The sequence below is a fragment of the Reichenbachiella sp. genome (genome assembly GCF_039969095.1).
GTDB lineage: Bacteria > Bacteroidota > Bacteroidia > Cytophagales > Cyclobacteriaceae > Reichenbachiella.
Genome location: NZ_JBDVOL010000015.1, coordinates 134274 through 149683 on the forward strand (window position 1 = coordinate 134274; position 15410 = coordinate 149683).

11 protein-coding genes are annotated in these 15410 nt (G+C 40.5%); 1 reads left to right on the forward strand and 10 read right to left on the reverse strand.

Annotation, left to right across the window (positions count from 1 at the left end; translation table 11 throughout):
- Nucleotides 1-12 precede the first annotated feature (12 nt).
- From ABJH98_RS15950 to ABJH98_RS15990, 9 genes are all read right to left on the reverse strand, one after another.
- A complete protein-coding gene (locus ABJH98_RS15950; protein ID WP_348308700.1) occupies nucleotides 13-3285 on the reverse strand; it encodes a SusC/RagA family TonB-linked outer membrane protein in 3273 nt (1090 codons plus the stop codon).
- 342 nt (nucleotides 3286-3627) lie between these two features.
- A complete protein-coding gene (locus ABJH98_RS15955; protein WP_348308701.1) occupies nucleotides 3628-4683 on the reverse strand; it encodes a proline racemase family protein in 1056 nt (351 codons plus the stop codon).
- Nucleotides 4684-4740: 57 nt separating this feature from the next.
- Nucleotides 4741-5985 (reverse strand): FAD-dependent oxidoreductase, encoded by a 1245-nt coding sequence (locus tag ABJH98_RS15960; protein WP_348308702.1) that lies wholly within the window; start codon nucleotides 5983-5985, stop codon nucleotides 4741-4743.
- A 47-nt stretch (nucleotides 5986-6032) separates the two neighbouring features.
- On the reverse strand, nucleotides 6033-6398 hold the full coding sequence (locus ABJH98_RS15965) for a four helix bundle protein (RefSeq protein ID WP_348308703.1): 366 nt from the start codon (nucleotides 6396-6398) through the stop codon (nucleotides 6033-6035).
- A gap of 89 nt (nucleotides 6399-6487) precedes the next feature.
- Complete coding sequence (locus tag ABJH98_RS15970; RefSeq protein ID WP_348308704.1) at nucleotides 6488-7489, reverse strand: 4-hydroxyproline epimerase; 1002 nt, start codon at nucleotides 7487-7489, stop codon at nucleotides 6488-6490.
- Nucleotides 7490-7569: 80 nt separating this feature from the next.
- Nucleotides 7570-8517 carry an ornithine cyclodeaminase family protein gene (locus ABJH98_RS15975; RefSeq protein ID WP_348308705.1) on the reverse strand — a complete coding sequence of 316 codons (948 nt, stop codon included), beginning with the start codon at nucleotides 8515-8517 and terminating at the stop codon, nucleotides 7570-7572.
- 42 nt (nucleotides 8518-8559) lie between these two features.
- Entirely contained in the window at nucleotides 8560-10305 is a 1746-nt protein-coding gene (locus tag ABJH98_RS15980) for a DUF885 domain-containing protein (RefSeq protein ID WP_348308706.1), read from the reverse strand.
- Nucleotides 10302-11882, reverse strand: coding sequence for an aldehyde dehydrogenase (NADP(+)) (locus ABJH98_RS15985; protein ID WP_348308707.1), 1581 nt, complete (start codon nucleotides 11880-11882; stop codon nucleotides 10302-10304). Before ABJH98_RS15985 ends, ABJH98_RS15980 begins: the two co-directional genes overlap by 4 nt.
- 124 nt (nucleotides 11883-12006) lie before the next feature.
- Nucleotides 12007-12927: a dihydrodipicolinate synthase family protein gene (locus tag ABJH98_RS15990; protein WP_348308708.1), complete on the reverse strand. Its 921-nt coding sequence runs from the start codon at nucleotides 12925-12927 to the stop codon at nucleotides 12007-12009.
- A gap of 288 nt (nucleotides 12928-13215) precedes the next feature.
- Between ABJH98_RS15990 and ABJH98_RS15995 the strand changes: the two genes are divergently transcribed.
- Complete coding sequence (locus ABJH98_RS15995) at nucleotides 13216-14094, forward strand: AraC family transcriptional regulator (protein ID WP_348308709.1); 879 nt, start codon at nucleotides 13216-13218, stop codon at nucleotides 14092-14094.
- Nucleotides 14095-14328: 234 nt separating this feature from the next.
- Here ABJH98_RS15995 and ABJH98_RS16000 read toward each other — a convergent pair whose 3' ends face one another.
- Entirely contained in the window at nucleotides 14329-15267 is a 939-nt protein-coding gene (locus ABJH98_RS16000) for a hypothetical protein (protein WP_348308710.1), read from the reverse strand.
- Nucleotides 15268-15410: the final 143 nt, after the last annotated feature.

The window sequence follows — 15410 nt, forward strand, 5'->3', positions numbered from 1 at the left end:
TTAGTCAATAAATTAAAATTGAGCAGTGATCTTGAAACCATAAGATCTTTCTCTTGGTAGCATTCCCCAGTCTATGCCTTGAGAATTACCAACACCATAAGAGACTTCTGGATCAATAGGAGCATTCTTTTGTAGAATGGCTAGGTTTCTTCCAGTCAGTGAAAGAGACACCATGGTAAATGGAGTATTACCAATCACAGATTTTGGCAAGGAATAGTTTAGGGACATCTCTCTAAGCTTGATGTAGCTTGCATCAAAGATTGAAGCCGACTCAGGATTGTTAGAATCATGGTGAGCATCAGAAGCTGAAATTCTCGTTGTGTTTTCAGAACCATCCGCTACGACTCCATCCAATATAACCCCGCCTTGTGCAGGATTAGCAATTTGATTGCCATTGCCATCATCTATAGTTTCGCTATAGTCATTTCGAATTGGGAATCCTAAATCATTTGTGCCGACAGTTTCGGCAGCATTCCCAGTTTCTCTTAACCATCTGTGCGACTGAGAGTAAATCTCTCCACCTTTTTTGATGTCAATTAATACATTCAAACTAAGGTTTCCATTAGAGAAAGTATTTGTAATTCCCATTTCATAATCTGGAACTATACTGCCCAATACTTTAGGGTCGGATAATTCATAAGTACCGAAACTATTGATTACTTTTCTCCCTTCGTCGTCATATACATAATCTCTTCCGTAAAAACTTCCGTAATCTTCACCTTGGATATGCAATTGTTTAAGTTCATAAACAGATGCGATCTCGATGCTCTCAAGCGATTCTGGTAATGCAGTCACCTTATTGTTGTTCTTAGAAAAGTTGATGTTAACATTCCAATTGAATTTGCCTAATTGTAATGGAGTGGCATTTAATGCTAATTCAATACCATCGTTTTCAATTTCGCCAGTATTAGCATAAGAATAATAAACACCACTAGATCCAGATACAGGAACGTTAAGCAGTTGGTTATAACTTCTTCTCTTGTACCAGGCAAAATCAAGCTTTAATCTGTTGCTGAAAAATGCCAGCTCTGCACCCAATTCAACATCTTTAGTGATTTCAGGCTCTAAGTCGCCATTTACTACAGACTGCACATAATAGGCAGGATTGCCATTAAACTTGTCTCCAGCAGTATAATTTGGAACTTCGTTGGTACGATATCGAACCGGAGCATTACCAGTTTTTGCAAAACTTGCTCGTAGCTTTCCGAATGATAACGCAGAGAATGATTTGATTACATCAAGTTCAGAAAACACAAATGAAAGTGAACCAGCATAATACCCAAAATCAAATGGTGATTTCATAGTAGAAGACCATTCATGACGATACGATCCTTCTGCATAAATTAAATCAGCATAACTCAAATTTAAAGTACCATACACCGCATGATCTTTTCGCTCTTGGTTCCATTCACTAAAGTTAACGTTGTCACTTGCAGAGTTGCTAATGGCATACACGTCGGGTAAAACCAACCCATCTCTTGTTCCTAATGTGGTGCCTTCCCAGTTTTGTTGTCTGAAGTTAGCTCCAATAATCGCACTCATAGAAATTTGATTGTTAAAATGCTTTTCGATATTGGCAAACAAATCATAGTTCTGCTGCTTTTCAATATTCTCATTCACAGCATAAAGTGGATAGGCTCCACGTCCAACGTATTCTACTACACCACCTTTGGCAATTCTATAGTCTCTAAAGAATTTTGAAAAGTCTAAACCCGCTCTTCCTGTTACACTTATCCAATCCAATACATCATAAGTCAATTCATATTTTCCGTAAAAACGGTCTCTATTATCACTTTGAACGTTTTCATTTCTGGTCCAATATGGGTTGTCCCAATAGGCTGGATTAGGATTGTCGTATGAGCTTCTGTTCCATGATCTTTGGATTCCATCTACAGTTTTCCATTGAGTCATTCGACTGATGTCTAATTGGCGCTGGTGCCAGTTGCCAAATGCAGCCATAATACTAATACCATCATCATCTGAATAGCCTGTACCCGCTCTTCCTTCCGCCTCAGATCGAACTACATTGGCGCTGAAAGTAGACCTTAGTTTTTCGGATAATTCATTGGTCATTGAAGCGTTGAATGTCCTTCTATCGATTGTACTATTAGGCATAGTGCCATCTATTCTGTAATCTGTGTACCCAACTCTGAAAGAGTTCTTTGCATTTCCTCCTTCAAGAGAAATATTGGTACTGATTGCAACTCCAGTTTCGAAAAATGATTCAATTCCATTTGGTGTCGCTACCCATGGTCTCACTTGTCCAAAATTTTCTGGATCAGACTCATCCCAACTGTCCCAGTGTCTTACATTTCTATTGGGGTCGAACTTAGGCCCCCAACTAGCATCGGCATCGTATTCGACCATTTCTTGTCCATCAAAAGATGCCCAAGAACTTGGATGTATGGCTGGGTCATATGAGAAAATCGGCATGTTTTCTCCTCCATAACCTCCACCATACTCATTTTGATATTCAGGTAAAGTAGATTCATCTATTTTGGAAAACGTAACTCCAGAACTGACTGTAATTTTTGTTTTTCCCGTTGTTCCTTTTTTGGTCGTAATCAAGATGACACCATTTGCCGCTCTTGAACCATATAGTACTGAAGCACTACCGCCTTTTAATACGGAGACAGATTCAATATCGTCAGGGTTGATATCCGAAGCAGAGTTACCGAAATCATAACCGCCTCCGCCAGATAGTTGAGAGGAACTATTGTAAGAAGAGTTATTTACCGGCACCCCATCTACTACAAACAATGGCTGATTATTTCCAGAAAGAGAAGAATTTCCTCTAATAAGAATGTTGGTACCACCACCCATTGTAGAGGCAGCTCTTACATTTACTCCTGCAATTTTTCCAGATAATGATCGAATGAAATTCTCTTCTTTAGCTGTATTGATAGCATCACCATCCACTTGTTGAACTGCATAACCAAGCGAGGCTTTATCTCGCTCTAATCCAAGTGCCGTAACAACCACTTCTGATAATTCAGTAGCATCTGCAGTCATGGAAACATCTATTTGAGAACGACTCGCAATTTCTACTCTTTCAGTAGCCATACCAATAAAAGTGAAGATAAGTGTTTTGCCACCATCTGGTACTTCTACAGAATAATTTCCGTCAATGTCCGTGACGGTTCCGGCGGCAGATCCCTCTACCAATACTGATACCCCGGGGAGATTTTCTCCTTCCGATGATACCGTTCCTTTAATCGTGCTTTGTGCCCACACGTTTGACATGACCGCACTTACGACGGATGTCAATAGTAAAAACTTTTTCATACATAATGGTTTAGAAATAATACATAGCAATCCCAACCAATCGTCATCGGTATGGGTTAAGCTGTTTAATGGTAGGGCTGAAGAATATCAGCTAATTTGATGCGCAATAATTATTACCTACAAGGTGCGAACGACTTCATTTAAGTCTTTCGCAACGTAAAGGAGAATAATTATTTCTGGACAAATACGTACTATTTTAACTTATGGGAGTACAAATTTGGTGAATCATTTCAATCAAAGTAAAGAGTATTGTGTAGATGTTAAATAAACAAATAATATATTGACATGGACATGCAAATCAATATAAAAGATTGTATGAAGTTGTTGTCAAATGATACGATATTATCTTAAAATGAAACCGTTCTTAAAGGGGTCTTCGGGGTCAATTAAAAATTCGTTTTGAGCCACCACATGTGCTGTGCCCTCTACGCTAGGAATCACAGCATCGTATCTGCCATATTTTTCTTCTTTGTGGATAGACCCAGTGAATACAGAGCCAATAATGCTTTCGATAGACATGGTCTCACCATGCTTAAGTTCTTCTTTTTTAGATTGAATTGCTATTCGGCCAGAGACTCCCGAGCCTGTAGGAGAACGGTCGACTTCACCAGTGGCGAAGATGCATACGTTGCGGGAATCTATTCCAAGGGTATGTGATCGTCCAGTAAATATGGTACCATATAATTCGCTCATTTGCGGTTCAAACGGGTGAATGATTTGATCATTGGTTTGGATGACTGCTTGTTTGATAGCCATTCCTTTCTCAATTAATTGGCGGTAATTGTCCGAGGTCATTTTAATACCATATTTGTCGGCATCCACATAGGCATAGAAAGCACCTCCATAAGCCAAATCATATTGGATAAGACCAAGTCCTTCTACTTCTACCTTGTAATTGAGCCCTACAACAAATGAAGGAACACAGTGAAAATAAACGGATTCTACTTGTCCATTTTTGATACGGGCAAAGCTTTCCAGTCGTCCACAAGGAGCGTCGATGACTACTTTGGTAAGTGGTTCAATTTTTTCAACCCAACCTAAGTCTACAGCGAGTTTGGTGATGGCAATGGTGGCATGGCCGCACATGGTGCTGTAACCTTCGTTGTGTGTAAACAAAATACCAAAGTCCGCGCTTGCGTCGTTGGGTGGTACCAAAATACAACCATACATATCGGCATGGCCGCGTGGTTCGAACATCAGGGCTGTGCGGATGTCATCATGGTTTTCTTTCATGTATTGTCTGTATTCCAACACATTATTTCCCTTCAATTCTGGTAGACCACTTAGAATCACGCGGAGTGGTTCACCTCCCGTGTGCATGTCGATGGTTTTGATTTTTAGCCAATCAGAAGGAGGGGTAAAGGTTTGGGAGGATTGGATGCGTTCGAATGTATTCATGATGTATTTTCTTAAATAAAGAGGTTGGACCTGACAGATTTTCAAAACCTTTCTGGTTTATCTATATCGTTCAACTGCAAGTAATTTGTCATCCAAATGTGGCGTGTTTTCTTGTGCGATTTCACAGACCAGCTGACCTGTAATTGGGCCTAACGAAATACCTAGCATAGCGTGGCCTGTGGCTACAATAAGGTTGTCAAAAATTTTGGTTTTACCAATGTATGGCATGCCGTCTGGAGAACATGGTCTTAGTCCAGCCCAAGGTTTTACATCCTGAAAAGACTCTTGATTGAATTGAGGAAAATAGTCTGGAATGGATTTCTGAATGCCCAATACTCTACGGGGATTGATGGAAAGGTCTAAGCCATTGACCTCCATAGTTCCAGCAAAACGTAGGCCGTGTTGCATGGGTGTGACGGCCACGCGGGCCTCTGTGAGGATGGAAGCGGTCTTGGGCATGACCGGCGGATTTTTTACTTCAAAACTGTAGCCTTTGCCACCTTGCAATAATATTTTTATTCCTAGCTGCTTTAGGAATTTCGCGGTCCAGGAGCCAGTGGCAACCACAAATTGGTCAGCTTCTATTTTACCTTTATCTGTAATCAATGCCTTGAGGTGACCCTGATTCTTTTCCGCGTCGGTCACTTTGGTTTTGTAATAGAATTTGACCCCTTGTTTTTTGAGGTAATCTTGAAATCCATTCATAAAGGAATTAGGAGTAAACCAGGCATCGTTTTTAAAATGTACGGCGCCCACGGTATCAATCTCAAATCCCGGATTGATTTTTTCCGCTTGAGCTGATGATAGCACATCTACATTTTGCCCACATTTTCTTCCTAATTCTGCCATCTCTGCCTCTTCATCCAAGACATGCTGAGACTTGCAATACATGAGTAAACCTTTGTTGTCGAAGCCAGCGTCAATTTTGGTATCAGCTAATATTTCTTCAATCAAAGTTCGGCTTTCCATCAACATTTGGTTCAAAATAGGCACTGCACTTTCGACTCTTTTCTTCGTGGATGCACGAAAAAATTGCCAGCTCCATTTCGCTAAATTCACATTCAGACTTGGCTTGATGTAGAAAGGACTTTCAGGATTGGTCATCCATTTCAGTCCCTGAGCAATAATGCCAGGAGAGGCCAAGGGTACCATATGGCTCGGGCTAAAAAATCCAGCATTTCCATATGAACAATTGTTTGAACCATCTCCTTCATCTATCACAGTGACTTCATATCCTTGCTTGTTCAAATAATACGCCGAGCAAAGCCCGATCATACCGCTACCTACTACTGCTATTTTCATTATTCAATGATTTATTGACTGAATGAAACATTGAATAAAGATTTCATTCACTTATTTTTTCCAGCATTCTTTCTGGCCTTAGAGACCACTTTTACAATTTCCTCACACTCCTTCATCAGTGTTGGTAATTTGGTGTCTTTTGACATTCCAGATTCATCAATTACTTCGAGCCAAAATAATGATTCATCCGCTTCTTCAACCACAATAGACATTTTTGAGAAAAATTCTGCTTGAGATCGAGCGATGCATGCTGCTCTATAATTTGCTGCAACAGAAGTGATTGACCTTATGAGTTGTCTCCCTGCTACTATACTGCTATCTGTTTTTTTTATGCGGTCGTAAAGCCAAATAATCTCAATCGCTAATTTTTTTGTTCTCGCTTTAAATTTTTGAACGAACTCTGATTTTACCATGATTTGTTAGATTAGGTAAAACCTTAATTTAATTCATGATTTCAAAAAAGTCATTAGTTCATTGTTACATTAAATCATTTATTCCCTAATCATATAACCTGAAACCCATGCGCGTACGGATCATCATCATCAATAATAATATTATTATACCCAGTCACCTGCGCCCAGCCTTGAATACTCGGAATTATCGCAGGTTTATCGCCAAGCATAGTTTCTTCCACCACTCTTCCAATAAATTTAGAGCCTATATAACTCTCATGTACAAATTCTTCACCCATTTTTAATTTTCCTTTGGCATGCCATTGTGCCAAACGTGCGGAGGTGCCTGTGCCGCAGGGTGAGCGATCTATGGCTTTGTCTCCATAAAAAACAGCATTTCGTGCTGTGGAGGTGGAATCCAAAGGGTCTCCAGTCCATAGCATGTGAGACAGTCCTCGGATGGTGTCATTTTCAGGATGTACAAACTCGTATTTCTCATTGATTTTGTTGCGGAGTTCTTGGCTCCAGCGGATCAAATCTCCGGCGGTATTCTTGTGAACGCCCGCGAAATTTTTTTGAGGATCGACAATAGCGTAGAAATTCCCACCATAAGCCACATCAAATGTGAGTTCGCCCAAATCCTTGCTTTCAATGGTTAACTTTTCAGCAGCTAGATAAGATTTGACATTAGTCAATTTGACCCATTTCACTTTTTTCCCTTCTTGTAAATATTCAACCAAAACCAACCCAGCTGGAGTTTCTAGTCTCAATTTTCCGGGTACTTTGGGCGTAATTAGCCCTTCTTCAATAGCAATGGTTACGGTACCAATCGTACCATGACCGCACATGGGTAAGCAGCCGCTCGTTTCAATAAAAAGAACCCCAACATCATTTTGAGGATCAGAAGGAGGGAAGAGCATGCTGCCCGACATCATGTCGTGGCCTCGAGGTTCAAACATCAATCCAGTTCTGATCCAATCGTATTCCTTGAGGAAATGCTGGCGCTTCTCACTCATGTTAGCGCCTATCAAGTTAGGGCCTCCGCCGGCTACTACGCGAACGGGATTGCCACAGGTATGAGCGTCTACACAAAAAAATGTTTTTCTAGCCATGGTTTCTTTTAGTTACGTTTTTCAATCCCCATTTTCAAAGGGGGACGGAGGGGGATTTCTGCGTTCTGAAAGTTCTCTTTTCATCTGCTTTCACTTTTCTCGTAGGCCAAAGTGGCTGCTGCCAGATCCTCTAAGGCATGTCCCACGGACTTGAAGCAAGTAATCGCTTCAGGGCTTCTACTGAGTTCTTTTTTGCCTTGAGCTAATTCAAATAAATCAGCTTTGATGTCTTCAACCTTAAATGTGCCATTAGTAATTGGGATGGCCAAATCACCTGTTTCTTTGGTAGCACCTTCTATGTTATCCACGTAGATCTCGGCTTTGGCCAAAACTTCGTCATCCATCTCTCGCATGTCGGGTTTGTAGGCGCCGATCATATCCAAGTGCTGCCCTGGCTTCAAATCTTTGCCAAATACTAATGCAGTCGGGCTGAGCGTGGCGCAGCTGATAATGTCTGCTCGTTTCAGACCTTCTTCAATTGTTGAAATGGTGTTAATAGTGACTCCTTCAAGCTTGACAGAATCAACAACCGATTGTGCTTTTTCTATTGATCTGCCCCAAACCAAAACTTTTGATATGGGTCGGACTGAACAATGCGCCTGAATCAATTCGGCAGATAATGCCCCTGTCCCAATCACTAAAAGTGTTGTGCTTTCCTTTAGCGACAAATACTTTGAAGCCAGGGCAGAAGCTGCAGCGGTTCTTTTTACGGTTAGTTTTTTAGCATCCATCAAAGCTTTTGGTGTACCCGTTTGTAAATCAAAATAGATATATAGTCCTTGGATGGATGGAAGATTGTGCTGAGCATTATTGGGCGAGACATTCACGATTTTGACGCCGAGGTTTTCGCCATTGTCCCAAGCTGGCATCAGAAGCAATGTGGACTCTATGCCTTCCTTTGGGTTAGGGTACTGGTGATGGTGGCGCATGGGGATGTTATAATCCTGAGCAAATGCCTCATTGATTTTTGGAATCAATTCATCATAAGTCAATAATTGCTCGAGCTCTTCTGCTTCTATGTATTTCATAATTAAAGTTTGAATGAATTAAGGAGGGAATGATTCATCAAATCACTTTTTCATTTCCTCATTAATATATTGTTCAACCATCTCTTCCATAATCTCCAAAGTGACTGTGCCTTGCGACAAAATCAGATCATGAAATCCACGAATGTCAAATTGATCACCCAACTGTTCTTCTGCCCTTTTTCGTAAGGATTTTATTTTCAATTCTCCAATTTTGTAAGACAAAGCCTGAGCAGGCCAGGAAATGTATCTATCCGTTTCAGTTTTGATTTCATGCAAGGACAGGGCGGTGTTGGCGGCCATATATTCCATCACTTGGTCTCTCGTCCAACCTTTGGCATGAATGCCGGTGTCTACCACCAATCTACAGGCGCGCCACATTTCATAAGTGAGCCTTCCAAAGTTGCTGTAAGGATCTTTGTAGAAACCTGCTTCAAGTCCTAGAAACTCTGAGTATAAACCCCATCCCTCTCCAAATACGGAGAGGTAAAGTGACTGTCGGAAGTCTGGCAAATGCGTTAATTCTCTAGATAAAGCTTCCTGCAAATGATGTCCCGGTACGGCTTCATGAAAGGACAAGGCTTCTAGCACATACAATGGTCTGCTTTCTAGCGCATAGGTATTTACCCAATATTCGCCTGGTTGATTAGCGTCGAGCGAACCCGGAGAATATCGACCGCCCGTATATTTAGGTGCTAGATGATCAGGTACTGGTTTGACGGTGTAAGGCTGTCTGGGCAACTTTCCAAATAGTTTAGGCAACTTGCCGTCCATGGATTTCGAAATCCAGGTTGCTTCTTTGAGCAATTGGTCTGGTGTATCGGCATAGAATTGCGGGTCGGTTCTTAGAAATGTAAGAAATTCAGTAAAGCTCCCATCGAATTCCACGTCATCAATAATGGTTTGCATTTCCTCTTTGATTCGTGCAACTTCCTGAAGTCCTAATTGATGGATCGAGTCTGGGCTCAATTCCAACGTGGTGAAGTATTTAATTCGCTGTCGATAAAATGCATCTCCCTTTGGCAGTTCGCTGGCTCCAATGGTTGTTCTTGTTTTTAGAATAAATTCATTGGTCATGAATTCAGAAAATAGCTGATAGCCAGCAACTGCCCCGTTGCTTACAGCCTGCGCCCCTTTTTCTTGTAGCTCTTTTTTCTCTTGCTCAGATAATTGATCGGGTAGGTTTAAAAATGGTTGGTAAAAAAGGCTCTCCTCTGCGTTGTCAACGATGTGGTTATTGTAAGTGACTTCGTAACCATCCAAAATGATTTTGGGCTGCACCATTCCAATTTTCAAACCTTTTCGCATCAGTGCAATATGCTGCTTTACATACTGTGGAAATGATTCCAACACACCGATATAATTCAGGTAGTCTTGTTTGCTTGTAAATGAAAAATATTCGGGCGTGAATGCAAATGAGATATGAAAACCATCATCGGCCAGAATAGGGTTGAGATGCCCTTTTAGGTCATATTGAGTAACCTTATCCTCTTGTACAAACTGAAAAAGTGCCAGTGTAATCTGATCTTCAAAGCTCAATTGGTTTTTGTCAATAGTTTCCAATTGAGAAATAATATCCCGAGTGAAATCAGCTCTCTTTTTGATGGCCGCTTCACTCATATTGGGCAAGTGATTGTAATTGTCTGATAGGCTTGAAAATTCTTGCCTTTCAAAGGCTTCATTGGCAGCAATAATTTCAAAAAGTCTGTCCTTTTCAGAAACAGAAGGGCCTGTGCAACTAACTACAAGCAACACAAGCCCTATCCAACAACCATTCACTAAATTTTTCATATTCTTTCGTCAGTCCATTGTCCATTCACACTGCGCCAAATCTGATTTGAATTTTCATCCTTCAACTCAACAGGAAGAAGAAACTGTGGAGCATTTTGAAAAGCTACCGGTCGTGCAAACCTTTTGATGGCATCAGAACCTACAGAAGTAAATCGACTATCCGTGGCTGCCGGAAATGGCCCGCCATGCTGCATCGAAGCACAAACTTCTACGCCGGTTGGTACACCATTATAGATCAAACGTCCTGTCTTTTTCTCCGCAGATTGAATCTGTTGTTCGAATGACTTGAAATCATTTTCACTACCCATGAACGTTATGGTCAATTGTCCATTGAGCTGCTTGATGACTTCATCCAACTGAGCCTGGTCTTGGCAAGTCACTACCAGGGAATAAGGGCCAAATACTTCGTGTTGCAAACTTGAATTGATCAGAAAGTCGGTAGCAGATACCCTCGCGACGGCAGCGTTAGCACCGTTGCGAGGGGTTTCCACATTATTCGAACTAATTAACTTTACGCCGTTTTGAGTTAACGAAGTTTCTTTGTTTTCGGAATAGCTTTTCGCAATTCCTTCATTGAGCATAGTAGCCGCTGCACTGACGGATATTTCACTGGCCAAAGTTTCACAAAACTGATCCAATTCAGGACTTTCAAGGCCAATCAACAATCCCGGATTAGTACAGAACTGTCCTACCCCAAGGGTGATAGAACCAGCATAAGTTTTGGCTAGTTGCTCAGTTTCAGTTTTTAATTTTTCTGGCAGGAAGATCACTGGATTGATGCTTCCCATTTCGGCGAAGACCGGGATTGGTTCGTCTCGCTCTATAGCCATTTTGTATAGCGCCATGCCACCTCCCAGAGAACCTGTAAAGGCAACTGCTTTTGTTTTTGGGTGTTTGACTAGAGTAGTACCTAATTCAATCCCCTCTCCTGCCAATGAAGAATAAACGCCATCTGGCATGCCTGTTTTCTCGGCTGCTTTTGCGATAGCGTCAGATACCAATTCGTTGGTTTGTAAGTGTGAATTGTGAGCTTTCACTATCACTGGGCAACCTGAAGCCAATGCTGAAGCGGTGTCTCCTCCTGCAGTAGAAAATGCCAAAGGAAAATTACTTGCCGTAAATACTACCACTGGACCAATAGGCCTGAGCATTTTTCTGATGTCAGGTTTTGGTAGCGGCTCTCGATCAGGTTGCGCCGTATCGATGGTGGCTTCTACCCATGCTCCATCTCGTAGTAGTGAAGCGAATAATTTCAACTGCCCCATGGTACGACCACGTTCACCAACGATTCGTCCTTCTGGCAAAGCAGATTCTTCCATCGCTGCTTGCACCAACTCATCGCCAAGACTTAGAATTTCATCTGCAATGGCTTCTAAGAATTGAGCCCTTTGTTCAGGTGAGGTTTGACTATACCTGCCGAAAGCCGTTTCGGCTTTTGCCATAGCTGCCTCGATATCTTCTCCAGTTGCTCCTTTGAATTGACCTGCTCTAGTCTCTGCCGTGGCCGGGTTAAAAGATTGCAGTGTAGCTGTTCCTTTGTCTGATAATTCGAATCCTATCCTGTTGTTTCCGTGCATGGGGTAATTTTGAATGAATGAATAATTTTAACGTCATTGCGAACATAGTGAAGCAATCTTATCACTTTTAATAGAACGAGATTGCTTCGTTGCACTCGCAATGACGGCTTTTAATCCTATTTATTTATACAGCCAAAGCCTTATAATCAGGAAGTATTGGTCTTGACTTTATGCCTGCATCAATGATCTCCAATACTTCTTTTCTTTCCTTACCGATGATTGGCAATCGTGGTGCTCTTACATGTTCGGTTCCGATGCCTTCTGCCACTTCTGCTAATTTGATGTATTGAACCAATTTTGGATGTAAATCCAATTCGCAAAGTGGAATGAACCAGCGATTGATAGCAGCAGCTTCTAAAATTCTGCCTGCCTTGAATAGCTCATAAATAGCTACTGTTTCTGCTGGAAAAGCACAAACCAATCCACCAACCCAACCGTCGGCACCATTGATTAAAGTTTCCATGGCCAGCGTGTCTACACCACAAAGTACTGCGTATCTATCTCCGAACTTAGATTTTAAGCGAGTCACATTAGTTACGTCTCTGGTTGATTCTTTGATTGCTTGGATGTTAGTACAAGGCAGAAGCTCTTCGAACATGTCGATCGTTACCTCAATCTTATAATCTACAGGGTTGTTGTAAATCATGATCGGTAAAGAAGTTGAATTCGCCACTGCTTTGAAATATTCTACGGTTTCTCTATCGTCCGCTTTGTATCTCATCGGAGGCAAGAGCATCAATCCATTGGCTCCATTGCTTTCTGCTCTTTTGGCTGCAGCTATGGCTCCTCTTGTGCTTTGCTCCGCAATGTTGATCACCACCGGAATATCTCCTTTAGTCACTTCGATAGTGCTTTTGATCAACACATCTTTTTCTTCCTCTGTGAGGGTACTGGCTTCGCCCAATGTACCGCCTAAGATGACACCGTGTATGCCTGATTCAAGCTGCACTTCAAGATTTTTTTTGAAGGCATCCAAATCAAGATTGTCATTTGCATCAAACTTGGTGGTAATTGCGGGGTATACGCCTTGCCAATTAATTTTCATGTCTTTACTGTTTAAATATCCTTAGGTGAATCAGAGTCAATCATTGGGAACAAGGCTGGCTCCTTCTGTTTATATGACTTTCTCAACCAATTTAAAATTTTTGTAAAAGTAGAGCAAGGGAAAATGCGTGGCTTATCAATATTTGATTGATACTAATACTATATTAACATCATATAAGGGTTTGTTTTGATATTAATGTATAAATAATATCTTTTGTAGTGAATAGTGGTACTATTCAGCGCATTTGATCGATGAAGCAGCAATTAGAAAATGATAATTTGATGAGTTATGAAGGTTTTACCATTTAAAATTCCGAAGACAGACGATTCCTCATTTAGGGTACAGATCGATATCATGCCCCAGTTCTATGATATTCTTCACCAGCATCCTGAATCGCAAATTACACTGATTGTTAAAGGCCATGGTACGGTGATCCAAGGGGACTATATCGGCAATTTCTCAGAAGGCGATGTATTTATTTTTGGAGCTAATGTCCCGCATGTTTTAAAGAGTGATCCTTCTTATTATGAGGAGGATAGTACAGAAATGTGTCATGCAATTTGTGTGTTTTTTGATTCAGAAAGTTTTGGCAAGGACTTTTTTGAGTTGCCTGAGATGCGCAGTGTCAACGATTTTATGCGAAAAAGTGTGAGAGGCCTCAAACTGAATGGCGATGCCAAACGACGGGTATCCAAAATCATAACTGAGATCGAAGAGCATGATGGGATAACCAAAATCATTTCCCTACTCAACATTTTTAACTTACTAAGCCAAACCGACGAACACCAATGGCTGTCCAATGAGCCTCACAACTTGAATGTGGATGAATCTGAAGGCAAGCGCTTGAATGACATTTTCCAGTTTACCATGAAAGAATACCATCGTCCGATCACGTTGGATGAAGTGGCGGAGGTGGCGAATATGACGCCGTCTGCTTTTTGCCGTTACTTCAAACAAAGAACCAGAAAGACGTATGTGAGTTTCTTGAATGAACTACGCGTGGCACATGCGTGCAAACTGTTGCTCAATAAGGAGATAAACGTAACAGAAGTCTGCTATCGCTCCGGCTTTGTGAACCTTTCCAACTTCAACCGAAAGTTTAAGTCCCTAACCAATCACACGCCTTCGCAATACCAGAAGGTGCATTTTCAGGAGCAGTTGCTTTGATACCTTAAACTGTGTCTATAGTTTTTTGTCATTTCGACGAAGGAGAAATCTCATCAAAATTTAATTGCACTTATAAGGTCAAGAAGATTTCTCTCTGTCGTTCGAAATGACAACTAATCACGTGATTGAGTGCATCCCTGTCCGTCGACAGGCAGTGTGATGTGTTCTTCTCTGATTTGGGAATTTCAAATGCCTAGAAAGCTTTAGTAGCAATTCAACTACGACCAACCGGGATTAGCCAGTGCTTAAAAATGTTCTTCTTCTGATGATAGGAAATGTTCTTTGAACTAATCCTCTTTTGACATTGTCGTTTTTGAATTTATCAAGGATGAATAACTGATCAACTAGTAAATTAGTTAAATTAATAATTTCACCTGATTCAAATTCAATTTCGGTATATCCATAAAACAGCCATGGGACTCGACCTCCAACAACAACGTTTAATGATTCTTTTTCAATTGTTGTTTTTAGAACAGTTTTAATATCATTTTTCAGAAATCGCTTTTTGATATCACCATATTCAACGAGAATTTCGGGATTACCTTTTGTGACTATAATTCTGAGATTGGCGTTGTCTTTATAGTATTGCCAATGTATTAGTAGTCCAGGAAGCCAAAGAAAAAGCCCAAGAGCAAAAATTATAAGTGACATTATTATACTGAATTCATTCTGGTTCTTTTGATTAAGAATTGAGAATTCGAAAAATGTAAACATTAAGATGTACGGAATACCTAAAGTAAAAAACCATTTTAATTCCTTCCAATTTCTCTTCGGAGTAAGAGTGTAATTATGATTTTTGAGAAGCTCTTCTCTTAAATATTTTCTATCTTTTGTTGTCTTGTTTAGACTAACTTTTAGTTTGGAAAAATCAGAAACAAAAAAGTAACGCATCGATTCTAAAATCAATTCAATTCTACTTTTTTTATGATAATGATATTTGTTATTTCCAGAATCTAGATAATAAACCTCATACACACCTCTTCTACAATTGTGAAGAAGAATTTGGTTATTTTGATTATCTGAAATATTAATAATCTTTAGATCTTCCAGATATCCTTCACTTGGCCATTTATTTTCAATGATTCTTTCTATTTCAGAGATACTTGCACTAACTGGTTTAGTATATTCTCCGTCCTCATCTTTGTAAAAATGCAGTTTATAAAAAATTGACATAGTTCTGCGCGTAACAATTCAGTCGAAATTAAAAATAATACCAAAACAAAAGGTGACACCGTTGCGACAGCACTTTTTGTTGATTTGATCAGAATTTAAAACATCCATAGCTCAGGGTTTAAATCCTGAGCTATGGATGAAAA